Here is a 24,352-nt window from a genome sequence, read left to right as displayed (position 1 = left end):
ACAGCCCACCATGTCATTTCTGCCCGCATATTATCGACGTCTTCCCTTCAGAATGCGAGCGCCATGTGAACAGTTTCCGCATTATGGCTGCTGTACGAACGCGGCAAGTGATATATTGGCATTGGACGATGTCTTCGACTGCAGCAGGTCAAGCACAAACCCCTGCAGGTCCAGATCATACCGGTTCGCCGGGATGTTGCCATATCCACCCAGTCCGTTCTGGCCATAGGACAGGTCGATCTGGGTTGCTGCATCACTGATCTGGATCTTTACGGTGGGCGCCAGTGCCCCGCCACGCCGGCCTTCTACCGTGTCGATGAACGATTCAACCAGGCCATTGGGCATCACGTAATGCGAATAGGCCTGAAAGGCACGTGGGTTCTGCTGGGGATCGGGATCAAAATCGGACCCCGCCGCGGTATTGAGGTCGGTGGGGTTGCCCAGCGCCAGGCCACTGCCCCAGTTCAGCGGTTCGAAATCGCTTCTCAGGCCATTGCCGACAAAACCGTAAACCCCATCTGGCCCATCAACACCTGCCGCAAACGTCGTACGATGACTGATGGTAAACAGATAGTATTTTCCATCCTTGATATAAATCTGGGGCCGTTCGGTCTGGTCATTGACGCAGTTCGCGGAAATAAGGGGCGGCAGGAAGCGCCATTGTGCCAGGGAACTGTCGGTGGATACAGCCAGGCCAATATTGGCTTTCTGGTACGTTGCCCCCGAATTCAGCACGGTATCCAGGTCTTCGGCATAGGGATCACCCGCCTGGTAGCCCAGGTCTGCTGCCGTGCAGTCCTTTGCGCCACGTTCGCCCGCCGTATTGCCCTCGAATACCATGAATGTCTGCCCGGGATGCTGGGGATCCTCGAACGTGAAGGGGTCACGGAAGGAATAGAATTCATTCTGCTGTCCGGTCTGGTAATAGGTTCCATCAGGTTGCAGCAGGCCGGTATGGTTGTTGAAACCGGTAAACCAGACATGGTTCAGGTCTGCATGGATCGTGCCGTTCGCCTTGGAAATGATCGCAACGGGCGGAGTGATGTTTGTCCCGTCCGCCGTGCGGTTGAAGCCAAGCGCGGTATAAAATACCACCACCTCGTTCCCGTCCGTTTTCAGCAGGCGCGTCGATCCTGACCATTCGGCATTGTTGGTCAGGGTCGTGGAACCGAAGACCTTGACGCTGGCCCCGTCGGGGAACAGGTGACCGCCATATATCCATCCCCCGTTGCGTGGCCGCGCCGAAGCGGGGATGCCTGCACGGCGGTAGAAATAACTGATACGCGCATGCACGTGCCGGTCATCAAAGGTGTATCCGGCATTGGGATCTGCCGTAAGAGAGAAAATGACTTCCCATCCGTTATAACTGAACTGGTTGGCGTGGGCGTCGATCAATGTCCATGTATCCCACAGCCACACATCCGGGTTTGTCTGGGGAAAGTTGGCGGGAATATCGGGCATTGTCACGCTGGTCGGCAGGGAATTCGCCCCCACCGCGACATTCGGGTTGGATCGGGCCTTGATCTGCCGCGCATCCGCACGTGTCCACCGGGAGGTGAACGTGTCGAACGGGCTGTAGGCCTGTTGGGAATGGGTGGTGGGCACCGGGAAACCGGGAACCGGGGTTACGGTGGTCTGCGCATGTGCCGTGACAAGGGAAAGGCTGCCCGTAATGGCACTGGCCAGGACCAGTCTGATGGCGGTTCCATACACTTTTCGGCCAGAATGACCGTTGCCGATTATTCTGGAGACATCCTGATTGGGAATTTCCATTTCTACGTGCTCCGGCATAGGATGATCCCGCACTTCAGGCGCCGTGCCGAAGTATACGGGCTATGGACTCGACGTCATTACTTGTTCCACATCATTGTTTCTGTCTATTTCAGGGCATGAAAACACGATCATGACTGTCGCGTCTATTTTCATTTTATTTGAGAATCATGTCACCATATTTTGGGGAATACAGGCATGGCATCTCGTGTCTCGAACGGCAGGCCCATGAACAGGTTGCCCGGACAGGAAAATATTTTAACAGGTCCTTAATTCAGGACAGAAGAACAGCCATATGTTTTACTTTCCCCCGGGGATGTCCCATTCCAATACCCGGACGGGGGCTGTGGCGTTATCGGCAGGCGTCTTCATGATGATCGCATGGCGGAAGGCGCGTGCGCCAGACCTGTCCGTCGCGGCGGATTCAATACTGACCACCTGCTCGGCCCGGGCTGTTTCATCGGTGGGGAAGATGTTCCCGACACTCATCATGGCCTGACGCACCACCGGGTCCGCCTGTCCCGCAACCGGTTCATCATCCCAGTATATGCTCAGGTGGGGTATGATCCGGGCTGCCAGCACGGGCGTCATGCCCAGCACCAGACGCAGTTCCCCCACACTCTGGAACGGTGTGCCCGGTGGTCCGTAGGGCAGGCCGGCGGCAACGTAGGCAGCCGGCCCGCCGGGCAGTCCGGCCCCGTCCGATGATGCGGGAAAGCGCCATGCACGGATATTGAGGGTCAGTGCCTGTGCCTCGTGCATGTCCGACCCGGTCGCCCGCAGCAGCGCCAGCAGCAGTTGGGTCGAGGCAATGTTGGGATTGATCTTGCCCGCTTCACTGGTGATCCGCAGGTCCAGCCGGGTATTTCCGCGTCGGATCGGGTGGTCTGCTCCATCCGCCCCCCAATGCCCGGCCGAGGTATCCAGCAGGTGGAACGCGGCTTCCCATACCCCTCCGTCGGCTTCGTGCTGCAGGCGGGCATGAAGGCGTAGCAGATCGGTCGTGTGCATCTGCCCCCGTCCTGCGGATGCGATGGCGAATGCCAGGAATGACAGCAGGACCACCGTCCACAATACGATCAGCAGTGCGAATCCGCCATCGTTCATGGCTTGCCTGCGTGGTGGTGGTGTCTTCACGGCCCCAGGCCAACGCCACGGCGGATGCGGGCCTGCGGGTCGGCGCTGCCGGTGGAGCGCATGTGCAGCAGTTCATCGGGCACGCCCGCCGCATTGGGCAATGTTTCGCGCAGGTCGGCGGTCAGCGCCTGTGCGTCACGCTGGTCATGCATGACATGGGGCGTGATGAGAACCAGAAGTTCCGTGCGCTGGCGGTTATTGCTCTGGTCGCCTGCCAGTATGCCCAGCACCGGGATATCCTTCAGCCATGGGATACCGCTGTTGTTGCGTGAGGATGTGTCGGTAATCAGTCCGGCCAGCCCCAGTGTCTGCCCGTCCTGTATCACCACGCGGGAGGTGACGGAGCGGTCATTGAAGGTCGGGTTGACCGTGCTGGAGGATGTGGAACTGACCGAACTGACTTCCTGCGAGATGTCCAGCGTCACAAGCCCGCCATTGTTGACCCGTGGCGTCACCTGCATGATGACTCCGGTGGGCTGGTACGTGAACTGGTTGTAGATCGAGGTCCCGATCGTGCTGGACTGTGACCCCGTCTGGATCGGAACAAGCTGCCCCACCTGCAGGCGCGCAGGCTGGTTGTCCAGGACCATGATCTGGGGCGAGGACAGGACATGCACCTTCGTCACGTTCTGCAGGGCGTCCAGCGCGATGGGGGCGCCCCCGCCGCCACTTGCGCTGCCGATTATGAAACCGGGCAGGGTATGGCTGAACGCGGCGGAAGCCAGCTTGCCGGTGGTGATGGTCTGGCTGTTGCTGCTCAGCACGCCATTGATGCCGCCTGACTTGAAAAAGAACTGCGTGCCATAGCGCAGGGCGTCATTCAGTTGCACTTCGGCAATCACGGCATCGATGCGTACCTGCACGGGAAGGATGTCCACCTTGCGCAGCATGTCTTCAATCGTGTCGTTTTCCTGATCGGTGGCATAGATCAGCAGCGCATTATGCTGGGGACTGGGGATGATCCGCATGCCCCGGACCCGGCCGCTTCCCCCGGCGGTATTATCAAGGCCACCCAGCAGCGGATTGGCGTTCGCAGGCTGCGTGCCGCCCGCCGCACCGCCCTGTGCCCCGGGCTGCGTGACACCGGTCGCCATGCCCGTGCCGCCTCCCACGCCGGTGACGCCGCCCAGTGTGCCGCCGGACTGGATACCCCCCAGTCCGGACAGGCCACCACCGCCCGCCATGCCCATGGCGGCCTGCTGGCCCGCACCGGGAATATTTGCCTGTGGCGGCTGTGTGGGCTGGGCCGTCACGTCGTCAGGGGTGAAGGCCTGCTGCAGGATATAGGCCGCGTCATTGGCATTGGTATTCTGGATGTAATAGACGTGCCATGTGCGCATTGTTGTCCGCCGGGTCCGTTCCAGCAGGTCGAACAACCGGCGGGTGTCGGTAATGTATCGGGCGGAACTGGCGACAACCAGCACGGCGTCCACGCGCGCCATCGCGATGACCCGCACCACCTGCGCCAGTGCGCCGCCACGTCCGCGCAGGGCTTCCTGCAACGCCGAGGCCATGTCGCGCGCAGCCCCCGAGGAGACGGGCAGAAGGGCATAGGACTGTCCCGCCAGCATATCGACATCGAAGGCATGTATCAGGTCCACGATCGTATTGCGCGTGACGGGATCCCCCGCGACAAGCAGCGCATTCGCCCCGCTGACCGCGCTGACATGGCCGCTGCCCTGCATGAAGGGCTGCAGCGCCTTGGCAAGGTCTTCCGCCCCGGCATAACGCAGGGGCACCATGATGCTCCCCGCCATTGCCGGATCGTCCGCCAGCGCCACAGGACTGCCGCCCGCGGCCCCCGCACCGGGGGACATGCCCGCAGGCCGGGCCGCACCGGGCGTTACCCGGTACAGGTCGCCCACCCGGCCCAGTGTCGCACCGACCTCCGACAGGAGCATCTGCAGGACAGGCAGCATTTCACTGCCCAGCAACGGTGTCGCGGTATGGAGTGTGACCGTGCCTGTTACGGCGGGATCAATCGTGTAATTGACGTGCAGCACATTGCCCAGGATCTGCGCCACGACATCACGGATGTCCGTATCGGCAAAATCCAGCGTCACGGTTCCCGATGGGGTCGTCCGCACCCCATGGCCCAGGTGGGGAACGCTGTCGCGGCCATAGCTGACCTGTGCCGTCATGGGACGGTCGGTCGATCCGACCGGCCCGTTCACCGGCGGCTCTGCCCCGCCCTGCAGCAACTGGGGACCGGGCAGTGGCGAGACCCTGGGCGGTGCGCCCGTATCGCATCCCGTCATGGATATGCACGCCAGCAGGGCGGCACACCACCCGGACAGGGTGGCGAAGCGGGCAGGGGTAACGGAAAATGGATTCATGGATGCGACCGGGCCGGAGGGGGCGGGGGAACGGGAGTGCGGGCGTCAGGGATTGTCATGGCATCATCCGGACCGGCGGAGGCATCGCCGCCCTGCTGGCTGCCCGGTGGGGCGCGTCTGCCGCCACCGCGTTCCCGATCGGGACGCAGTTCCGTCATGCCGTTACTGCCTTCCACCCCCACCGCTCCCGGGCCGATCCGGCGGATGCGCCATGATCCGATCACGTCCCCCTCGCGCGCCAGTATGCCGCGACCGCCTGCGGCCATGGGGCTGCGGGGGCCGTGCATGGCGCCCGATGGCACTGCGGCGCGGGGCAGGGAAAAGATGGCGGTCCTGCTGCCGCCCGGCCCGATCACGATGCCACTGAGCCGCATGCCCGGCATGGCCGTGGTGCCGTTACCCGCCGGGCGGCGGGAGGGGACGAACAGGGGCTGCTGGAGGATGGCCGACAGCAGGTCTTCCTGCTGGCCTGCCCCATCCCGCGCAGCCCCCTGCGCGATGGGCAGTCCCCTGATGATGTCGGGTTGTGCGGGTGGCCGGGGGACAGGGCTGCGGCATTCTTCAATCACGATGCCCGCCAGCACCACGCCACAGCAGATCAGCGCCAGCAGTCCGGCCGGAACCCGCAGGGGCAGGGAAGGGCCGGTCATGGCGCCTCCCTGCGTGGCGTGCTGCCTGCGGGCCTGTAGGCAATGACGGTCATCGCTGTCTCCAGCATGGGATTGTCGCGCCGTGTCCCTGCGGCAAGGTGCAGTTGCAGTTCATCAACCACCATTGCCGGCGTTGCCCGTGCGATTGCATCCAGCAGGCGGACATCCGTTTCAAAGGAAACCGTGGTGGCAATCCGCACGCTGATGCGGTGATAGGCCCCTGACTGCACGACGGGCAGGGTTTCCACACTCGACAGCGTCGCCCCCAGTGCCGACGCCATGTCCTGCACCCGGTCCTGCAACGCGGCGGCGGTGACCGTGTCGTTGGCCCCGCTGAGGAAAAATGACGGGCCGGGCCGGGAGGTCGCGGCCTGCTGGCGCAGGGCGGGCAGGGCCGCCGCCAGTCCGGTCATGCGGGCGGTCATTGCGGCGCGCATGTCCAGTGCTTCGGCCCGTTGGTGGTACCAGCCCATCAGTGGCCGTGCGATGCCATTCCACACTATCAGGACGACGATCCCCGTCATGGCGCATGCCAGTATCCGGCCCGCCCGTCCTTCGGGCAGGACCCCGTGTGTCAGGGTGGGGGGCAGCAGGGAAACCATCAGCGCTTTTCTACCGTGGCCTGTATGGAAAACTGGCTGTATCCCCGGTCACCGGACTGGGTGACGGGGGCTGCGAAGGAAGGTGTCCCGAAAACCGGGTTGGCGTTCATCGCCTGTATGACTGCTGTTGTGGCCCGTGACTGCCCGCTTATCAGCAGTCGCCCCTGCTGCAGGGAAAGGTCGGTCAGGCAGGTATCATCGGACAGGGCGGAGGTCAGGGCGGCAAGTATGACAAGGGGGTTGCCCAGTCGCTGCTGTTCGGCGCGCATCAGGTTACGTCCTGCGGCTTCGCCCTGCATGTCCTGCCGGATCCGGGTCGCGGCCTGTGCGGGTGCGCGTACGCTGGCCATGCGGCGGTCCAGCCGTGCATAAGCCACCGATTGCAACACAAAGGGCAGGACCACCGCCACGACCGCCAGCCCCGCGCAGATCGCCGCCGCCCCGCCCAGCAGGTGCCGGGCACGACGTTGCGCCATTGAGCCCCGCCGTGTCAGCGAAAGGCGCAGGGGCGGCAGTCCGGAACGGGGAATTTCCAGCGCCAGCGGCTCCATGCCAGCAGCGCGCAGGACGGGCAGCAATCCCCCCAGTGCGATGGTCGGAACAAGGGAAAGAAGCACATGCAACCGTCCCGCCGCCATGTCGCGGCGCATGATCTGCGCACCGAAAACAACATCGGATGCGACAAAGGGCGTCAGGCGGTCCATTTCGTAACCCAGCACATGGTCAAGGGCGTGTTCCGCGGCTGCCGGCAGGATCACTTCACGTTCCAGCAGCATCGCGGGATCGGGCCGCAGGATGACCTCCCTGCGGCCATGGGTGGCCACGACCGCCGCCAGCGCGTCGTGCATGGTGGACTGCTCCGGCGCGGATATGTCCCCATGATCCACCTGCCAATCAGGTCGGGGCAGGGGCACGGCCCCGCCATCCGGCAGGCGCAGCATGACCCCATCGGGCAGGTAGTCGATCATGTAGCCATCGAATGCACGGCTTTCACGTCTGAGCCATGCGGGAAGGAGGTCGTGCATCTGTCGTAACCACCAGTCCCGGACGTCGCGTATTTTCATGGTCAGGGAAACTCTCGCATCCATGGTGTGTTCCGGGTGTCGAAGAAAGTATCGGCCAGTATGGCGATTACGTTTCACTGTCCCGTCTGTGCCGCGGCAAACAGGCGGGCTGCCGATTGCATGACCCGCAACTGATAGGCCCGGTTCAGGTCGGGAGTATGGGAATGGTAATTGCCGATAGCCCGAAGCAGGCCGTCATGCGTGGCCTCCATCTGGGTGCGCATGATCGCCCCCGCCGCCGCGATGTTGTAGCAGGCGTCATCGCGCAACCGGCGATAGACCGTGGCCATGGGGGTGCCGGTATAACGGGCCAGCGGAACAAGCCAGACCGTATTGACCTGCATGACCCCCAGGTCGCGGGTACCGTTGGTGTCGGGGTGTTCCAGCCCGGGATAACCGCCTTCCACCGCCTGGATCGCAGGCAGTACGCGCGGCGGGAGATGATAGAGCGATGCGACAAGCGCCATGCAGGCCAGATACGGAATGCCCATCGTTCTCCCACACCTTCTGACCGTGGCGCTGTGCCATGCGGCGGGATGATCCCGCGCAATCATTTGCAAAACGCAAGAAAAGAGGGGCGGTTTATTTCCGGGGAAAGAAAAAATTTCGCCCGTTTCATGGGGTTGCACGAAAAACACGCGGAAGGGGGATTCACGTTAATTGAACTGCTTGTCGTTATTGCAATCCTTGGCCTCCTGATCGGACTGGTCGCCCCGGCGGCCCTGCGGCAACTGGGCGGGGCACGTACTTCCATCGCCCGGCAGTCAATCGAACGGATGGGGCAGATCCTCGATCTGTACAAACTCGATGTCGGGTCCTATCCCTCTACCGATGAGGGGCTGCAGGCCCTGCTGACCCGCCCCACCGATGCCGAGACGTGGAACGGTCCTTATGTAAAGGACGCTCACCCGCTGCTCGATCCGTGGAACCATCCTTATATCTATCGCAATCCTTCCGATCGTCCCGGCCATGATTATGACCTGTGCTCCGCCGGACCGGCGGGGCATGGGGATGATCCCGCCCAGCAGATCTGCAACCCCTAGGAGGGAGATGCGCGGATGGATGGACCGCTTCTCCTCGTGCTGCTGGCCGCCCCGTTTGCGGGATCGTTCCTTGGGGTCCTGATCCGGCGCCTGCCGGATGGCCGGCCGGCCGTGCTGTCCCGCTCCGCCTGTGAACATTGCGGATCGCGACTGGCGGCGCGCGATCTGGTGCCGTTATTCAGTTACGTTGCGGCACGTGGCCGGTGCCGGTACTGCCATGCGTCCATCGGCGGGTTCCATCCCCTTGTCGAACTGCTGGCGCTGGGGATGGCGGCTATCGTGGCCTGTGCCGGATACATGCGTTTTTCCACACCGGCCCCGGTCTGGGTGTGGAGTGGATGCGCACTGGGCTGGACCCTCCTTGCGCTGGGCTGGATTGACCTGAAGACCCTGCGCCTGCCCGATGCGCTGACGCTGCCGTTACTGCTGGGGGGATTGCTGTCATGTCGCCTGCTGTCGCCTGCGGCCGTGCCTGAACATACGATTGCAGCGGTAATGGGATATGGCGGTTTTCGCCTGGTCGCGCTGATTTACCGCCGCCTGCGCGGGTGTGAGGGGCTGGGGATGGGGGATGCAAAGCTGCTGGCCGCCGCCGGGGCGTGGACGGGTCCGGCCGCCCTGCCCCTGATCGTCGCGGGGGGCGCCATCGTGACATTGGTTGCAACGGGCGTGGCATATACCGCTCTGTCCCTGCGCAGGCGGGCGGATGCGGGACCAACGCACGGCGAACGGGGGCATGTCACGGCCATCCGCATCCCGTTCGGGCCGGGACTGGGCCTGATGACGTGGCTTGTATTCCTTTCGGGGGTGGGCGGCGGCGCGTCATGATGACGGAATCATACGGGGACGACGTCCCTTCACCCGAGATCATGGTGGCGGGGGCGCCCGTACCGGAAACGGCGGAAACACGCCTGCTTCAGCTTCTGCTCCGGACGGGGCGGTGTGATCCGCGCACGCTTGATCGTGCACGCCGGGCGGCGGTGGATATGGGGGGGCGTGTTGATATCGCGCTCCTGCGGCTTGGGCTCATTTCGGAACGGGTTCTGGCGGAAGCCTATGCCGAACTGCTGGGAATGCCCATTGTCACCCCTGAGCGGTTTCCTGCCGAACCCATCCTGTCCGACAGGTTGCAGCCACGTTTCCTGCGTGATGTCCATGCGCTGCCGATCGCCCGCACGGAGCATGCGCTTGTCGTTGCGCTGACTGATCCGCTGGACCACTTTGCCACGGCCGCCATCACCGCCGCCACGGGGCTTGCGGTGACACCCGCCATTGCGATCCCGGTCGAGATCGAGGCCGCCTTCGCACGTCTTTATCCCCCGCCCGATGCGGTGGAGGAGGAAGAAAAAGCCGAGACGCCATTTGAGGAAGATACGGAACGCCTGCGTGACATGGCATCCGAAGCGCCGGTTATCCGGCTTGTCAACCAGATCATTTTCCGTGCCGTCGAAAACCGGGCTTCCGACATCCATATCGAACCCTTCGAGGATCGCCTGCGCGTACGCTATCGCCATGATGGCATATTGCATGAAGTCGAAAGCCCGCCAGTGTCACTGACGGCGGCTGTCATCTCACGCATCAAGATCATGGCGCGGCTGGATATTGCCGAACGCCGCCTGCCGCAGGATGGCCGCATCCGGCTGCCCATCCGGGGGCATGAGGTCGATTTCCGTGTCTCCACCATTCCCTCCCTGCATGGTGAAACGGTGGTGCTGCGTGTTCTGGACCGCTCGGCCGTGACCTTTGATTACGCTGCCCTCGGTATTGCGCCCGCCGTGGTCGCATGCCTGAACCGGACGCTTACGCTGCCCAATGGCATGGTGCTGGTGACGGGACCGACCGGGTCGGGGAAAACCACGACCCTTTATTCCGGTCTGCTGACCCTCAATACGGTTGATCGCAACGTGGTCACCGTCGAGGACCCGATTGAATTCCAGTTGCCCGGTATCAGCCAGATCCAGGTCAGGCCGCAGATCGGCCTGAACTTTGCGACATTGCTGCGCGCCATCCTGCGACAGGATCCGGATGTGGTGATGGTGGGGGAAATCCGTGATGTGGAAACCGCCCAGATCGCGGTTCAGGCTGCCCTGACCGGGCATCTGGTCCTGTCCACGCTGCATACGAATTCCGCCGCTGCCGCCATCGTGCGTCTGCGCGACATGGGGATTGAGGATTATCTGCTGACCGCCGTGTTGCGTGGGGTCATGGCGCAGCGTCTGGTGCGGCGCCTGTGCGGGGCATGCCGCCAGCCCCGACCGGCATCGCCTGAACTGACGGCCCGTTTCGGCCTGGCGGAGCGCAGCGGCGGACGGGCCATCACCCTGTTCCAGCCCGTGGGGTGTCCCCGTTGTCGTCACACCGGGTATGCCGGGCGGCTGGCCATCACGGAATTCCTGGTGCCGGATGAGGCGGTCACGCATCTGGTCTTCACCGGCGGCGACCATGCCGCCATCGAGCGTGCGGCGGTGGCAGGCGGCATGGTGCCGATGTTTGACGCGGGTCTGGACGCCGCCCTTGCGGGCCAGACCACGATTGAGGAAGTCACCCGCAGCATACGGGCGGAACAGCCATGATCCAGCCTTCGGCCACCAGCCATACATTCCGCTTTTCGGCCCTTACGCCTGATGGGCGGACCATACGGGGGACGGTCAGGGCCGCCAGTGAGGCCGAAGCCGTCGCATGGATACGACGGCAGGGGAACCTCCCACTCAGGGCTGAGCCGGGGGGAGTGGGGGGGATCCGGTTTCTGCTGCGCTGGCTGCCGTCGGGAGACCTCCGTTTTGCCAGTCGTCGCCATGGCCTGCGTCGCACGGAGGTCACGCACCTGACGCGGGAACTTTCCGTCATGTTGGCGGCGGGACAGGATCTGGACCGGGCCATGCGTTTTCTGGTCGAAACGGCGTCCGGGCCGCGTGTGCGCACGGTGCTGGAACGTATCCGCGTTGCATTGCGTGACGGGCGCAGCCTGCATGTGGCGCTGGCTTCATGCCCGGAGAGTTTTCCGCCGCTATATGTCGGGCTGGTCCGTGCTGCCGAAGCGGGGGGCAGCCTGCCTGCCACGCTGGAACATCTGGCGGGCATGATGGAGCGTGAACGCGCGCTGGTGGCAACCATCCAGTCCGCCATGATCTATCCCGCGCTGCTGTCACTTGCCGCCGTGGGGTCCGTCGTCCTGCTCCTGACGCAGGTGCTGCCGCAGTTCGTGCCGTTATTCATGGAAAATGGGGCGATGCTGCCGCCTTCCACCCGCCTGCTGATCGGGGTGGGCCACTGGCTGGGGCAATACGGGGTGCTCATGCTGTTCGGCCTGTTTCTGGTTGGCATGGGGGCAGGGCGGATACTCCGCCATCCCGGTCCGCGCCTGCGCGCCGACCGGTTATGGCTGCGCCTGCCCGTGATCGGCGTGTTATTGCGTGAGACGGTCGCCGCGCGCTTTACCCGTACGCTGGGCACCCTGCTGACCAACGGCGTGCCCCTGCTGCCGGCGCTGGGCATCGTACGTGACGTGATCGGCAATCGGGCCGTGCTGGCGGCGGTGGAGCAGGCGACGGAAATTGCCCGCAGCGGTGGCGTGCTGTCGCGTTCGCTGGGCGGATCCGGGCTGTTTCCATCGCGTACCATCCATCTGCTCAGGCTGGGGGAAGATACGGCGCAGCTTGGTCCGCTTGCGTTACGGGCCGCTGGCATTCACGAAGAACAGGTGCGCCTGCGGGTGCAGCGTCTGGTGGCGTTGCTGGTGCCTTTGATCACCATCATCATGGGGGCCGTGATCGCCGGTATCGTATCATCGCTGATGCTGGCGATGCTGGGGCTGAACGACCTTGCGCAGCATTAGTGTGAAAAGTGCGGAAGGGTTCACCCTGATCGAAATGGTCGTGGTGCTGGCCGTGCTGGGACTGGTCGGCATGGTGGTCCTGTCCCGTGGTCCCATGCGTTCACCCACGCTGGAACTGCGTGTTGCGGCACAGGAGATGGTGGCAGGCCTGCGTGATGGGCGCATGAGCGCCATCGTCATGGCCCGTCCGGTCATCTTTGTGACCAATGCTGCGCAGCGATGGTATGGCGTGGAGGGCAGGCCATATCATGCGCTGCCATATGGCGTAATGCTGGCGGATAATGTCACCCTTGTATTTCATCCCGACGGGAGTGTGACGGGGCGTACGATCACGCTGTTCCGGGGCGTCCGGCGGATCACGCTGTCCCCCAATGCCCTGACGGGTAGCGTGACGGTGCGCGAGAATGTTCCATGATGGGGCGGGCGGGGCGTGACGAGGGTTTCACCCTGCTGGAGGTCATGGTCGCCTTTGTCATTGCCGCCCTGGCGCTGGGTGTCCTGTTTGATACGGGCACAGGGGGATGGCGCAATGCATGGATTGCCGATCATGCGTCCGAGGCCCTGTCGCGTGCCCAGTCCCATCTGGCGGTCGTGGGGCATGGGCAGGGTGTGGTGCCTACGGTGCAGGAAGGCGACGACGGCCATGGTTTCCGCTGGCATCTGCGCATCGCCCCGGTCCAGAGCGCGGGGCGCCTGACGCTTTATTCCGTCGAGGTCAGGGAAACGTGGTCGCGTGATGAAACCCGCACAACGCAGGGGGATGAGGATAACCCACGCATGGTCGTGCTGCGCACAATGCGTATTGGCGGGACGGCAGGGGGCGGCCCATGATCTGTCGTGCCCGACATGGCGGGCCTGTGTCAGATGCAGGCTTTACCTTGCTGGAACTGCTGGTTGTTCTGGTCATATTCGGCGTGCTGATGGTGATGCTGGGACAGGGAACGTATTTTGGCGTAACGGTATTCGAACGGCAGCGCCGGTCCATCGGGGAAAGTGAGCGCCTGATTGATCTTGATGGCCTGTTAAGGCCGATGCTCGAACAGGCGGATCCCGGCAGCAGTCTGGATACGCGCACGTTGACGGGCACCCATCACGGTCTGGTTTTCCGCACCCGCCTGCCCGAAGGTGCGGCGATTGCGTCTGCCGACCGTCTGGCGGATGTTCGTCTGTCCCGCGAAGGGGACGCGCTGGTTTTATCGTGGCTGCCCCATCGGCATGTCATGCCGCGGGGTGTGCCAGACGCGCCACAAAAAGCGGTTTTGCTGTCTCCGGTTTCGGATCTGGAAATCAGCTATTTCACCCATGGGCAGTGGCTGGCGGAATGGGCAATGGAGGGGCTTCCCGATCTTGTCCGCATCCGTATCGTACTGCCCGATCAGGAAAAGAGGGCATGGCCTGATATCGTTGTCGCATTGATGCGGCAACCGGGTAATTGACTCGAATATAGCCGGTCTAATCCCTCATGTCCTGAGGGGTGAATTTGCAGGTGATGTATTTTTCCCATCTGCAAGCGAACTGGAAAAGCACAGGGGTTTGGCCAGGCGGCATTGAGGCGATGCTGGCGCGATCAATGAACAGGCGGCAGCGGAAGGAAAACCGCCATTCCAGTTCAAGACCATTCCGCAGGGGGCGGCTGCCGCAGTCGGTGGTCGTTACTGCGAAGATTGCCACGTTAAGTCCGGGCGTACGGGCCTATGCAGTTGATCCCGCGCATGCCGAGGTGCTGTGGGCAAAAGCGAGGAAATGGTCGGGGAGAAATTCTCCTGAGGCATCCGTGCCCCGGTTTCTGGCATAACGGACAGGCCTGACACCGGGACAGATATATTGCCGATGTGTGATCGGGGCGCAGGGAGACGAAAGATGTCTCCCTGCGCTTTTGTGCGAGGATATTGAATGCGCCTTGTTGTTTTTGGCCTGCCCCTTCTGGTCGTGATCCTGAACTGGCTCTGGCCGTTGCCACTTCCGCTGGGCCTGAAGATTCCCGCGGCCGCCCTGGTGGTGATAGCCGCACTTTACCATTACTGGTCCCGGCTTTCCTCGGGGTCGGTTTTTGCCCCGGAATTTCCCCGGCCTGTTGTCATCCTGTTCAACTGGGCGTTCGGGACGATCCTGTTTCTTACGCTGCTCCAGATCGCGCTGGATATCGGTGCGCTGCTGGTTGCGCTTCTGACGTGGCGGCAGGTGCATATCCCGGTGGGCGCGCGGGCGGCTGTGGGAGGGATTGCCGGGATGCTTGCCGCCATTGGCGTCGCCAATGCGTTGCGGGTACCATCGGTCAGGGATGTGAGCGTGACCATTCCCGGCCTGTCGCCAGCATTTGACGGCTATCGACTGGTCCAGTTGACCGACATGCATATCAGTCGTCCGTTTCCCGCCAGATGGGCAACATCGGTCGTGGAGCGCACAAACGCGGCCGATGCCGACCTGATCGTCGTGACGGGTGATTTCATTGACGGTTCGGTGGCCATGCGCCGTGCTGACGTGGCACCGCTTGCGCAACTGCATGCGCCGGATGGTGTCCTGGCGGTCCCGGGAAACCATGAATATTTCTTCGATTATGATGACTGGATGCAGCATCTGTCGGAACTGGGCTTTCACATGCTGCTGAACCGCCATGCGGTCATCACAAGGGGAGGGGGCAGACTGGTCATTGCCGGCGTTACCGACCGGTCGGCGCCCGGGCATGGACAGGCTGGTCCCGATCTGGCTGCGGCCCTTGCAGGCAGCCCTGCCGACGCCCCGATCGTCCTGCTCGATCATCGACCCGGTGATGCGCGTGTCGCTGCCGGACGGGGCGTTGCCCTTCAGTTATCAGGCCATACGCATGGCGGGATGATTGTTGGCCTCGACCGTCTCGTTGCGCGTGGCAATAACGGGTTTGTCTCCGGACGCTATGATGTGGGAGGCATGACGCTTTACGTCAGCAATGGCACCGGGCTGTGGCCGGGCTTTGCGCTCCGGCTGGGCAGGCCATCCGAGATCACCCGTTTCAGCCTGCATGCGGGATGAGGAGGAAGCTTTATCCTGGGTTTGAAAATTTCAATATTCTAATTGCGCTCTCCTGTGTCGTTCGGGTGATGGATCCTGTCCGTCCGGTCCTGCAGGAGAGCCTCTTTTTACGCAGTGAACACGTATGCGCGTAATATGACCGGCTGGACCAGAACTTCGTTGCCCGCGCCGCCGAGACCGCTGGGATGGACGCGATTGTAGCGCAAGGGATTAAGGCGAGCGGCCATCGTGGCATTTTTGATCCAGCAGGTCACGACGATGCCTTGGGAATATTTGCCCTGACCCGCCTGCTTGTGCGGAGGTGCCGCATTCCGGTGATTGCCGCAGGCGGTATCATGGATGGAGCGGGCATAGCGGCTGCCCTTGCCCAGGAGGCCGTCGCCGCACAGATGGGCACGGCTTTCATTCTCTGTCCGGAGACAGATGCGGATGAAGCGTACCGAAAGGCTCTGGCAGGACCAGCCGCGTTTCATACATGCATGACCGATCTCATTTCAGGACGGCCTGCGCGCTGTCTTCAAAACCGGTTTGCAAGCCTGAGTGACAGTGTGGGCATTCCACAGGTTCCCGATTACCCCATTGCCTATGATGCGGGGAAAGCATTCAACAAGGCTGCCAGAAACTGTGGTGAAAGTGGTTTTGGTGCTTATCGGGCCGGACAGGGCGCCCCACTGGTTCGGGCTATGCCAGTGGGGCAGCTCATAGACAGACTGAAGGCAGAACTGCACAGGGCACGTTATTTAAAGACATAATCACTAACCTGAGCGAACATGAAGCCATGGTAGATCATGACGAGGCCCTTGCGCTTTCGCGTGCTGCGCCCACCACGCATGGGTCCTGACGGACCGGGACGTTAGGCATCGCAATCCTTTTTATCACGGCCCGGGAATGCTGCACCCCGAAGATGATGGCACCTATGACTTTATTGCCGACCACGGCATCGACGCATGGCGGAAAGCAATCAAGGCTGTAAGGCCCGCAGCCATAACCGAACCCTGGAGGCTCGCCATGAAGGCTGGGCTCTTTCATTTATTCCCATTTTCAATCACATCCTGATCTCTGTGGGAATCCTACGATTCAATTCAATCTATTGGCATTAGCGCTCTGAACGCAGAAAAGTTAAATCTCGGCCTGCTCCAGATTGTTGGTGCAGGCCGAGATTACATATCAACTGTTCAAATATTTAAAAAGATGCAGATATGGTACCAAAAAACTCACGCGGTGCCGCAACAAACAGATTGGGGTTGTTATCGCCTGAAACTGATGCAGCTCCGTATACGCCCGCAAGGTAATTTTTATTGAACAGATTACTGATTCCAAAGGATGATTTTATATTCTGTGCAAATCCTATTTTTCCAAAATCATAAGAAACATTCAGGTTTGAACTCCAGTATGCAGGAATTTTTTGATCGTTTGTATAAGTCATATAACGGGAGCTTGTATAAGCAACATTGAAATTGAATGTGGCACGTTTGTAATTATAAGATACGTTGGTCTTGTACATGAATTTTGGATAATATACTTGATGCTTACCTTTTATGTTAATGGTGGAACCGCCATAGGGTAAGTGACTGTCTTCATATTGTGCATCATTCCAACTGAAGCTGTTCATGAAGGCCAGACCTTTGACTGGGCGGATTTCTGCCTGTACGTCAGCACCATTCATGGTTTCACGTCCAACATTTACGAACGCACCATATGTATTTCCTGTTGATCCTTCAGTAATTGCAGCCAGTCGGTTGTAGTAGTCAGTATGGTAAAAGTCGGCACTGGCAGACAGGAATTTTGAATTGTAACGGTAGCCGATAACGTAATTCCAGGTCCGTTCAGGTTTCAGCAATTTCTTGTTCTGGTTGAAGACGGTTTGAGCTGATTGAGCGGATGTCCCCAGGGCCCCCCAGGCGGTGCCGCTTGAACTCTGTGTATTGTAATCGTACGCATGCATGTTTTCAGCAATGTCGATATATATTTCATGATGGCGCAGGAATTCGTAGTCATAATTGAAATGAGGAAGGAAAGCATTTGCCGCTGTCATGCTTCCTTCTGCCGGGTGGCTGTAATATACATTCCACGCAGAAAGGCTGGCACTATTATCTATGCTGGTTCCGCCATGCGTGTCCTGAAGCAGAGAGCGAAATCCAGCCGTAAATGTCATATGTGGACGAATATGATAGGTGTCCTGCAAGTAGAACTGAAATGTATTCGTGCTGAATGCATCGTTAAACCAGGTGGTGGCCTGTGATGCCAGCAAGCCAGATTTGGAAGCATGGGCAGCGTCTATCCCATCTTCATATAACCGCATGGGGTAGGAAAAACTGTCATTTTCATACCATAGGCCCGTGGAAATCAGGTTGTTTCCAGCCTTGATCTTGTACCCATGGGTAAAACCGATACGGCGTACACCAATATGTCCAGATCCCAGTGCCATGGGTACACCCGAAGTAGGCGAAGTCAGGAATGGATTGGTGCCATCATAATTCCCGCTTGAGACCTGGGCATAGGCAACAGTGTTCATGTTGACATTAGGAAATATCTGGAAATTTCCTGTAACCGCCGATAGGTAATTGCGCTGTACCCGTGCTGCGTCGTAAGCGAAGTCGCCTAATTCCGAAGATGTGATTCCTTGCAGTCCGGGCGGAATAGTACCACTATGTACCCCTGCGGCATATTCCTTTGCCAATGCATAGTTTGGTTTCAGGTAAGTGGTATTGCGCCCCAGTTTCTCCCACATGCTTTTTGTCAGGCCCATATAAGCATATTGAGTAAAATTGGAGTAATCAAATACTGCTGTAATACTTCCGATATCTTTTATGGGCTGAACAAGTTTGAAATTGACCTGCTGATCATCCTGGTCGCCATATCCTTTCCACAGGTTCTGGGCAGTGCGTGCGTAGGCTGCATAAAACTTTGTTCCGGTTGAGTTGAGAACACCGCTGTCAACCCGTGCAAACGTGCGGAACATGTTGTAACTGCCGAATGTCTGCCCGATACGGCCGCCGGCTTTGTCTGCTGGATTGGATGTGGTAAATGCAATGGCTCCGCCTAATGTTTGGGCAGACGGGGTTTCCAGTGCGCCTGCACCCTGGGATAGGGTCATGCCACTGATGTTTTCCTGTATCTGGGCCTGATCGATACTTAGCCCATTCCAGACCTGATAGCGCTGTTCACCTAATGGAATGCCATCAAGGGTAAAACCAATCTGACTTTCATTGAAACCGCGGACATATAAAGCATTTGCATAAGTATCCAGGCCAAAGGCATCGTCAGAACCAAAATTGACCCCTGGCGTCGTTTGTCCCAGTACCTGCAGGGGGCTAGTACCGCTGACAAACTTGTTCAAAGTATCACGCGTAATGGCCTGTTCGGCGCCATGAGTACGAACACGGGCACTACTGACCTGCAATGTTTCTGTAGATGGTTTTAACGGAGTTGTCCTGGCATGGGGCGTTTTCTGTTTTCCAGTTGACGGGACGACCTGCTTGGCTACGGATTTTCCCGGATTTTTCACATCAGCTGCTAGGGCTGTTGACATATGAAAGGCGTAGAAATTAAGCGCCACGCTTAATGTAAGGACCTGTTTCAGCCCCAGTCGCTGTTGCATGCTTTATCTCCTTACGCAGTTTACGATCAGGATCTACATATGTGCGTTTGAAACGTATATAATTTACACATAAACCATACACGTTATGGAATCGTAATCAATATGAATCTATAAAATAAATGTATGGACGTGCTGGAGTCTTATAATTTCAGGAAGACGTTGCGTCTTGGACACATATGGGGAATTGAAATCAGGCATCGCTGGAAATAGTTTTGGATTTCCGCAAGTGCGCATGTGTTCCAATCAGATGGAACAAATTTGGGCTGATTGTAGGATCAGCAGCTAATTTAGTAAGATAAAAAATAAATTCCCCTAACCTGATAAAATTTCCGTATTATAAAAATTTTATCAGGTATGCATTTGCTGTTATTTTTTGTTCTTATATCCAGAGGTATTTGCTGTCATTGCCTGAGTTTAATGTAAAATTCAGGCAATGATTGCTCTCTATAAATAAGTTCAGGAATATAATTTGTGTTCAGTCTTGTAGTGCCATGACCGCGTAGGTGGCAAGCCAGTGCTCGCCCATATAATCGCCGGTTACATGCGGAAGGCTGGCATGAAGGTGTATGTTGCAGGCCTTGTGAACGCGACTCCGTGCGGGCCACGATTCTGGTAGTTTGGCCAGAATTTGTCTCCAGCACCATACGCGACTTAGATTGAGACCATCCAGATGTGCAATCTTGCCATCAGCACGATCTGTTACTTCCGCCGGGGTGAAAAGTGTTGCGGGATGTCCCTTATCCAGATCTGGCAGGAACGTGTCGAACCAGGCGGTAAACTGCTCACTTCCCAGTATCCGCGCCATCAGCGCAGCCTCCACAAGCGAAGGGGACAGAAACTCATCGCCGCAAGGCTCCCATGCCTGGCAGGCAGCATCATTGGAAAACCATTCCAGTGCTTTCTGACGAATCAACCGGTGCAGGACAGAATCTGATTCCTTTTCAGCATAATCAAGAGAGAGCGACATGCTGAACGCACTGTTGTAATGAGTACCAACACGGACAGGATAGGATGCAACCGGAAGAAAATTACGGTAAAGTTCTGCGATCCGTGCCGCCAGAGGGGAAAAGGTCTGGTGATATCCTCCCAACACAGGATGGTTCTGGAGTTCTGCCGAAAGCTGCAAAACCCATCCCCATCCATAAGGGCGTTCGAACCCATGATGGAGCGGGACAGAGAAATATTCCGTTTCCGCCATGACATTGGCAGCGGTAAACTGTTTTGCAAACAGGTCTTCAATACTGTTCCGTGCGGAAAAATCAGGAAAGAGACGTAAAAGGCGCGTCAGCAGCCAGTAACCATGAACGCAGGAATGCCAGTCAAGGCTCCCGAAAAAAATGGGATGGATGTCCTGTGGCAAATGCAGGTCGTTTGCACTGCGTAGGACCAAGGCAGGAAGAGTAGGAAAGGGACGTGTTACATGCCCAAGTGCGACACGTGCAAAATGTTCGGAAAGGGATTGGTCTAGTACAGTCACGTTCTTTCTCCTAGAGACGGATCATGAGGTACAGCAGGAGTGTATTACTAATGAAAAGGATCAACGCAGTGGGTGCCTGCGTGCGGATAACAGCATAACGGTCATGTAATCCCAGAAGGGAAACAGGCACGATATTAAAGTTCACCGCCATTGGTGTTATCAGTGTGCCGCAAAAGCCGGCAAGCATGCCGACCGCAGCAACCATTGCGGCAGACGCACCAAAGCCTGTTACTAAAAACGGAAGCCCGATTGCACCAAATGTAACCGGAAAGGCCGCAAAGGCATTACCGATCAGCATGGTCAGCAGGGCTGTTCCACCAGTATAGGCCAGTACTGCACAAAGCGGTGCGCCTGATGGAAGCATATGTTCAATCATATGTGACAGCGATGTGTTCAGACCTGCGGCCATATAAACGCCGCCGAGTGCCGCCAGCATCTGGGGCAGAAGCACTGGCCAACCAACCTGACGGGACAGCCGTACGCCTTCGTTGAATGGTGTAAGGGGACGTGGGCGGATGATGGCACAAGCCACCCCCAGACCGGCCATGACGGCGATGACATAGGCGACCTGACTAAGGCGCTGTGGATCGATGAGAGGCTGGGAACCCCAATGAATTGACGTACCCCACCATGTCAGTATCACCACAAATAATGGCACGGTCAGAAGTGGCACGAACAGAAGGGGCGAGCGGCGCGTATCAGCATCGTCTGCGGGCAATCTGATCGGGGGTGTCGCCCGCACGGTGTTTGTAGAAGTGGTCGAGGGCCGGGGTTTCGGCCGATGCACCATGCCTGTTGCCAGCGTTGTCAGAAGAAGGACCAGAACACCGTTTAAAAAATCTGATAACAGGTTTCCTAAAAGGAAATTAAGCCCGTATAACGTCCAGAATGTACTTTCCAGTATGGAACGTAATGTAAGGCCTGCACATAGCGACCGCGCGCCAGCATAAACAAAGAAGCAGCCGAGAGCTGTATAAATGAAGTCAATGCCTATCATGGCCGGTTACGGCGTCCGATCGCCCGGTCCAGCCGCTTCATGCGTATGTAGGTAACCGCCGCTGCCATCAGGGCGGAAGGGATGGCCCAGAACGAGAGATGCCAGGGAGAAATCCTGAGGCCTGCATTTTCAAGGACTGTTTCCATCAGCAGGATGGAAGCAACGGCAAGGAATATATCTTCCCCAAAAAAAACGGCGACATTATCGACCGCAGCGGCCTCTGCCTTCAGTTTCTGACTGAGTTCGTCAGGTAACGGCTGTTTTTTCATCCTCAGCGCCGCTTCCTCAACCATGGGAGCCAGAAGGGGGCGTACCATCTGCGCCTGCCCGCCAAGCGATGTCAGTCCCAAGGCTGCTGTAATCTGCCGCAAGAGGAAATAAAGCCATAATACATGCCCTGGCGTATTGACCCCAAGCCTGCCGATAAAAGTTCGTGATGCCTGCGGCAGACCCGCATGTTCCAGAAGGCCCACCAGCGGAAGGATGCTCCACAGGACGGTCATGTAGCGATTGGCCGTAAAATAATGCCCGATGGTTGCAATCGCGGCCACAAGGGAAGCACCACTGCACAGGCAGGTTGTCAGTGCGCTCAGGATGATGACCAGCATGATGTTGATCCTGGCCCCCACGCCAACCACAATTACGGCGAGGCCAAATAACGTCAGCAGGGAAGGGGACGCCTGCATCAAGATGGCTGCCTTTTTCTGATATGCCGACGCATAGGGAATGGAGGGCCGGGGGGGCTGCATGTTCTGGGCATACGGATTCTTCCTTGAAATGTCCGAAACAGATATAAATTACACACGATACGATTCCGAAATCAAGAAAATCATGATGCCTCTGCACCATATTCCGGCAGGCTGCGGGAAGGCATGGAAGAAGGTTTGATTTCGGCATCAAGATGTGTATGATTTATATATGAAATCGTCACGTTATGTGGCTTTATCCTTTCCCGTCCTTGGTTCCTTCCGATATTTCGGGCGGTACAGGACATGACTGACGGACTGCGTAACTGGCGGATTCGGTCGTGTTTTCCAGCATGGTGAATTGTCATCAATGTATTTATCGCAAGATTGCTTCAGAACGGCCATTGGTCATTTCGCGTCACGCGGGGGGAATGCACGCAGTGACATGGGGTGTCGCGTATGAACGCAGTGCCGGATTTGGCCGTACGGCATCGGGTAGCCGTACGACATGATGCGAACAGTCAGGTACGGGCATGCGTATAAGTATGGAAGGTGCTGGCGCACTATTACTTGATGTTGCCGGGCCAGTGTTTGACGAACTGCTCCAGGGGCGTATCTGGGATGCGGCACAGCAACTGGAACGCGAGTCTGCGATCATTCAGGCTGTTCCTGGTGTCAATAACCTGCTGGTAATCTTTGATGTCCTGCGCAGTGATCCTGATGAGGTAACCCGGTTCCTTGAGGCCGTGTGGGAGCAGACCACCCCGTACACAATACCGGGGCGGGAGATTGAAATTCCTGTCATCTACGAGAGCGGAACTGGTGAAGACCTGGCGGTCCTGGCGCGTCATGCCGGTCTTTCAGTCGCCGAGGTCATCAAACTCCATGCTTCGGGCCGTTACAGTGTTGCCGCGATCGGGGCAATGCCGGGATTCGTCTATCTGACCGGACTGGATCCCCGCCTTGCGCTGCCACGTCGGGATACGCCCCGCCTGAAGGTTGAAAAGGGGGCGGTCATTATCGGTGGTGGCCATGCCGGTATCATGCCCTGTACCGCGCCTTCCGGCTGGCATGTTATCGGGCATGCCGATGTGAACCTGTTTGACCCGTCACGATCCCACCCCTGCTTTCTGCGGCTGGGGGACAGTGTTCGCTTTGTGGACGTAACATGATCGAAATCCTTACGGGCTCCGCGCTCAACACGGTTCAGGATCTGGGGCGCCCGCGTGCCATGACCCTGGGGGTAGCGCGGGGCGGGGCGATGGATGCCCATGCGCTGATGATGGCTAATGCCCTGTTGGGCAATGATGCCCATGACGCAGGTATTGAGATTGCTTTCTTTCCTTTTCGCGTTCGGTTCCATAAGCGGGTCAGCATCGCCCTGACCGGGGCATGTGGCCCGGTCAGGCTTGATGAGCGGCTATTGCCGGCAAACTGGGCCATCACGGTTCAGCCTGGGCAGGTTCTTGCCATTGCGCCACCATTGCGTGGGGCACGCATGTATCTTGCGGTCGCAGGCGGGATTGACGTGCCTATCGTATTGGGCGCGCGTTCGACGGACCTCAAGGGCGGGTTTGGCGGCTTTCACGGCCGCGCCCTGGACAAGGGGGATATGCTGGACTGCCATCCGACAGCCATGATGATACCGGAGGGCGGATATGGGCTGGTCGATCCGCCCGCCTTGCCATGTGCGGAAAAAACGGTCGTGCGCATACTGCCTGGCGCCGAATACGAGAAGTTTACGCCGCAGGCACGTGCAGCCCTGCAAAGCGGGATCTGGTCGCTTACACCTAGCATCAACCGCACAGGTTACCGTCTGGACGGGCCTTCGCTTGACCTTGTCGCACCGCTTGGCCTGTTTTCGCATGGCATCGTGCCTGGAACCATTCAGGTTCCGCCATCGGGCAAGCCGATTATCCAGATGGCCGACGCAAATACATGTGGCGGATACCCCAAGATCGCAACTGTGGCCGAACCGGACCTGCGGCTGCTCGCGCAGTCATCGGTTGGAAGTATCATCCATTTTGTTGAAACCACGCGTGAAGAGATCGTTTCAGAGATGCGTGCCCAGGCGCTCCGTTCAGAACAACTGGCTGCGGAACTGGCTTCCTTGCGTCATAAGCTCATTCCCTGGAGATCATAATC

At 59.0% G+C, this 24,352-nt stretch carries 22 protein-coding genes and 1 pseudogene; 12 read left to right on the top strand and 11 right to left on the bottom strand.

Going from position 1 to position 24,352, the window contains the following annotated elements; translation table 11 throughout:
* Positions 1–81 precede the first annotated feature (81 nt).
* The 7 genes from HNH97_RS01445 to HNH97_RS01415 all read right to left on the bottom strand — a co-directional run bounded on the left by HNH97_RS01445 (position 82) and on the right by HNH97_RS01415 (position 8,050).
* A complete protein-coding gene (locus HNH97_RS01445; RefSeq protein WP_171789601.1) occupies positions 82–1,791 on the bottom strand; it encodes a glycoside hydrolase family 68 protein in 1,710 nt (569 codons plus the stop codon).
* Positions 1,792–2,070: 279 nt separating this feature from the next.
* A complete protein-coding gene (locus tag HNH97_RS01440) occupies positions 2,071–2,877 on the bottom strand; it encodes a type II secretion system minor pseudopilin (RefSeq protein ID WP_171789600.1) in 807 nt (268 codons plus the stop codon).
* A 26-nt stretch (positions 2,878–2,903) separates the two neighbouring features.
* Positions 2,904–5,243: a type II secretion system secretin GspD gene (gene gspD, locus HNH97_RS01435; protein WP_171789599.1), complete on the bottom strand. Its 2,340-nt coding sequence runs from the start codon at positions 5,241–5,243 to the stop codon at positions 2,904–2,906.
* Positions 5,240–5,893 carry a hypothetical protein gene (locus tag HNH97_RS01430; protein WP_171789598.1) on the bottom strand — a complete coding sequence of 218 codons (654 nt, stop codon included), beginning with the start codon at positions 5,891–5,893 and terminating at the stop codon, positions 5,240–5,242. The genes gspD and HNH97_RS01430 overlap by 4 nt, the downstream gene beginning before the upstream one ends.
* On the bottom strand, positions 5,890–6,495 hold the full coding sequence (gspM, locus tag HNH97_RS01425; protein WP_171789597.1) for a type II secretion system protein GspM: 606 nt from the start codon (positions 6,493–6,495) through the stop codon (positions 5,890–5,892). Before gspM ends, HNH97_RS01430 begins: the two co-directional genes overlap by 4 nt.
* A complete protein-coding gene (locus HNH97_RS01420) occupies positions 6,495–7,520 on the bottom strand; it encodes a PilN domain-containing protein (protein ID WP_171789596.1) in 1,026 nt (341 codons plus the stop codon). The genes gspM and HNH97_RS01420 overlap by 1 nt, the downstream gene beginning before the upstream one ends.
* 113 nt (positions 7,521–7,633) lie before the next feature.
* Positions 7,634–8,050: a lytic transglycosylase domain-containing protein gene (locus HNH97_RS01415; protein WP_171789595.1), complete on the bottom strand. Its 417-nt coding sequence runs from the start codon at positions 8,048–8,050 to the stop codon at positions 7,634–7,636.
* 132 nt (positions 8,051–8,182) lie between these two features.
* Between HNH97_RS01415 and gspG the strand changes: the two genes are divergently transcribed.
* From gspG to HNH97_RS01370, 10 genes and pseudogenes are all read left to right on the top strand, one after another.
* Entirely contained in the window at positions 8,183–8,602 is a 420-nt protein-coding gene (gene gspG / locus HNH97_RS01410; protein WP_227744659.1) for a type II secretion system major pseudopilin GspG, read from the top strand.
* A 15-nt stretch (positions 8,603–8,617) separates the two neighbouring features.
* Positions 8,618–9,430, top strand: coding sequence for a prepilin peptidase (locus tag HNH97_RS01405; protein WP_171789593.1), 813 nt, complete (start codon positions 8,618–8,620; stop codon positions 9,428–9,430).
* Positions 9,427–11,175 carry a GspE/PulE family protein gene (locus HNH97_RS01400; RefSeq protein WP_244949195.1) on the top strand — a complete coding sequence of 583 codons (1,749 nt, stop codon included), beginning with the start codon at positions 9,427–9,429 and terminating at the stop codon, positions 11,173–11,175. The genes HNH97_RS01405 and HNH97_RS01400 overlap by 4 nt, the downstream gene beginning before the upstream one ends.
* Positions 11,172–12,437 (top strand): type II secretion system F family protein, encoded by a 1,266-nt coding sequence (locus HNH97_RS01395; protein WP_171789592.1) that lies wholly within the window; start codon positions 11,172–11,174, stop codon positions 12,435–12,437. The genes HNH97_RS01400 and HNH97_RS01395 overlap by 4 nt, the downstream gene beginning before the upstream one ends.
* Position 12,438: 1 nt before the next feature.
* Positions 12,439–12,852: a prepilin-type N-terminal cleavage/methylation domain-containing protein gene (locus HNH97_RS01390; protein ID WP_171789591.1), complete on the top strand. Its 414-nt coding sequence runs from the start codon at positions 12,439–12,441 to the stop codon at positions 12,850–12,852.
* On the top strand, positions 12,849–13,268 hold the full coding sequence (locus tag HNH97_RS01385; protein WP_171789590.1) for a PulJ/GspJ family protein: 420 nt from the start codon (positions 12,849–12,851) through the stop codon (positions 13,266–13,268). Before HNH97_RS01390 ends, HNH97_RS01385 begins: the two co-directional genes overlap by 4 nt.
* Positions 13,265–13,873, top strand: a complete 609-nt coding sequence (locus HNH97_RS01380; protein ID WP_171789640.1) for a type II secretion system protein GspJ — start codon at positions 13,265–13,267, stop codon at positions 13,871–13,873. Before HNH97_RS01385 ends, HNH97_RS01380 begins: the two co-directional genes overlap by 4 nt.
* Positions 13,874–13,977: 104 nt before the next feature.
* A pseudogene (locus HNH97_RS18355) lies at positions 13,978–14,204 on the top strand (SDR family NAD(P)-dependent oxidoreductase); the annotation flags it as partial.
* Positions 14,205–14,330: 126 nt separating this feature from the next.
* Positions 14,331–15,446: a metallophosphoesterase gene (locus HNH97_RS01375; RefSeq protein ID WP_171789589.1), complete on the top strand. Its 1,116-nt coding sequence runs from the start codon at positions 14,331–14,333 to the stop codon at positions 15,444–15,446.
* A 143-nt stretch (positions 15,447–15,589) separates the two neighbouring features.
* Positions 15,590–16,198 carry an NAD(P)H-dependent flavin oxidoreductase gene (locus tag HNH97_RS01370; RefSeq protein ID WP_265176143.1) on the top strand — a complete coding sequence of 203 codons (609 nt, stop codon included), beginning with the start codon at positions 15,590–15,592 and terminating at the stop codon, positions 16,196–16,198.
* A gap of 431 nt (positions 16,199–16,629) precedes the next feature.
* On the opposite strand, the gene HNH97_RS01365 is transcribed toward HNH97_RS01370, so the two are convergent.
* The 4 genes from HNH97_RS01365 to HNH97_RS01350 all read right to left on the bottom strand — a co-directional run bounded on the left by HNH97_RS01365 (position 16,630) and on the right by HNH97_RS01350 (position 22,207).
* Positions 16,630–18,978 (bottom strand): TonB-dependent receptor family protein, encoded by a 2,349-nt coding sequence (locus HNH97_RS01365; protein ID WP_171789639.1) that lies wholly within the window; start codon positions 18,976–18,978, stop codon positions 16,630–16,632.
* 544 nt (positions 18,979–19,522) lie between these two features.
* Positions 19,523–20,524 carry a DUF2891 domain-containing protein gene (locus tag HNH97_RS01360; RefSeq protein WP_171789587.1) on the bottom strand — a complete coding sequence of 334 codons (1,002 nt, stop codon included), beginning with the start codon at positions 20,522–20,524 and terminating at the stop codon, positions 19,523–19,525.
* Between the two features lie 10 nt (positions 20,525–20,534).
* Positions 20,535–21,521 (bottom strand): 5-oxoproline transporter, DUF979 family subunit, encoded by a 987-nt coding sequence (locus HNH97_RS01355; protein ID WP_171789586.1) that lies wholly within the window; start codon positions 21,519–21,521, stop codon positions 20,535–20,537.
* Positions 21,518–22,207, bottom strand: coding sequence for a 5-oxoproline transporter, DUF969 family subunit (locus HNH97_RS01350; protein ID WP_171789585.1), 690 nt, complete (start codon positions 22,205–22,207; stop codon positions 21,518–21,520). Before HNH97_RS01350 ends, HNH97_RS01355 begins: the two co-directional genes overlap by 4 nt.
* Before the next feature lie 545 nt (positions 22,208–22,752).
* Between HNH97_RS01350 and pxpB the strand changes: the two genes are divergently transcribed.
* Complete coding sequence (gene pxpB / locus HNH97_RS01345; RefSeq protein ID WP_244949187.1) at positions 22,753–23,379, top strand: 5-oxoprolinase subunit PxpB; 627 nt, start codon at positions 22,753–22,755, stop codon at positions 23,377–23,379.
* The gene (locus tag HNH97_RS01340) at positions 23,376–24,350 is read left to right on the top strand and encodes a 5-oxoprolinase subunit C family protein (RefSeq protein ID WP_171789583.1); all 975 of its coding nucleotides are present in this window, start codon (positions 23,376–23,378) and stop codon (positions 24,348–24,350) included. Before pxpB ends, HNH97_RS01340 begins: the two co-directional genes overlap by 4 nt.
* The last annotated feature ends 2 nt before the right edge of the window (positions 24,351–24,352 follow it).

The sequence above is a fragment of the Gluconacetobacter entanii genome (assembly GCF_013155425.1).
In the GTDB taxonomy this organism is placed as follows: domain Bacteria; phylum Pseudomonadota; class Alphaproteobacteria; order Acetobacterales; family Acetobacteraceae; genus Novacetimonas; species Novacetimonas entanii.
Note: the sequence above shows the minus strand (reverse complement) of the source record. Positions and strands in the feature narration are given on the sequence as shown.

Excerpts from the sequence above, each read along its gene's own strand:
- HNH97_RS01380 (WP_171789640.1), top strand. The coding sequence starts at position 13,265 with ATGATCTGTCGTGCCCGACATGGCGGGCCTGTGTCAGATGCAGGCTTT.
- HNH97_RS01445 (WP_171789601.1), bottom strand. The coding sequence starts at position 1,791 with ATGCCGGAGCACGTAGAAATGGAAATTCCCAATCAGGATGTCTCCAGA.
- HNH97_RS01400 (WP_244949195.1), top strand. The coding sequence starts at position 9,427 with ATGATGACGGAATCATACGGGGACGACGTCCCTTCACCCGAGATCATG.
- HNH97_RS01395 (WP_171789592.1), top strand. The coding sequence starts at position 11,172 with ATGATCCAGCCTTCGGCCACCAGCCATACATTCCGCTTTTCGGCCCTT.
- pxpB (WP_244949187.1), top strand. The coding sequence starts at position 22,753 with ATGGAAGGTGCTGGCGCACTATTACTTGATGTTGCCGGGCCAGTGTTT.
- HNH97_RS01430 (WP_171789598.1), bottom strand. The coding sequence starts at position 5,893 with ATGACCGGCCCTTCCCTGCCCCTGCGGGTTCCGGCCGGACTGCTGGCG.
- HNH97_RS01420 (WP_171789596.1), bottom strand. The coding sequence starts at position 7,520 with ATGCACGACCTCCTTCCCGCATGGCTCAGACGTGAAAGCCGTGCATTC.
- HNH97_RS01440 (WP_171789600.1), bottom strand. The coding sequence starts at position 2,877 with ATGAACGATGGCGGATTCGCACTGCTGATCGTATTGTGGACGGTGGTC.
- HNH97_RS01350 (WP_171789585.1), bottom strand. The coding sequence starts at position 22,207 with ATGCAGGCGTCCCCTTCCCTGCTGACGTTATTTGGCCTCGCCGTAATT.
- HNH97_RS01340 (WP_171789583.1), top strand. The coding sequence starts at position 23,376 with ATGATCGAAATCCTTACGGGCTCCGCGCTCAACACGGTTCAGGATCTG.
- gspM (WP_171789597.1), bottom strand. The coding sequence starts at position 6,495 with ATGGTTTCCCTGCTGCCCCCCACCCTGACACACGGGGTCCTGCCCGAA.
- HNH97_RS01365 (WP_171789639.1), bottom strand. The coding sequence starts at position 18,978 with ATGTCAACAGCCCTAGCAGCTGATGTGAAAAATCCGGGAAAATCCGTA.
- HNH97_RS01375 (WP_171789589.1), top strand. The coding sequence starts at position 14,331 with ATGCGCCTTGTTGTTTTTGGCCTGCCCCTTCTGGTCGTGATCCTGAAC.
- HNH97_RS01355 (WP_171789586.1), bottom strand. The coding sequence starts at position 21,521 with ATGATAGGCATTGACTTCATTTATACAGCTCTCGGCTGCTTCTTTGTT.
- HNH97_RS01385 (WP_171789590.1), top strand. The coding sequence starts at position 12,849 with ATGATGGGGCGGGCGGGGCGTGACGAGGGTTTCACCCTGCTGGAGGTC.
- HNH97_RS01405 (WP_171789593.1), top strand. The coding sequence starts at position 8,618 with ATGGATGGACCGCTTCTCCTCGTGCTGCTGGCCGCCCCGTTTGCGGGA.
- gspD (WP_171789599.1), bottom strand. The coding sequence starts at position 5,243 with ATGAATCCATTTTCCGTTACCCCTGCCCGCTTCGCCACCCTGTCCGGG.
- HNH97_RS01415 (WP_171789595.1), bottom strand. The coding sequence starts at position 8,050 with ATGGGCATTCCGTATCTGGCCTGCATGGCGCTTGTCGCATCGCTCTAT.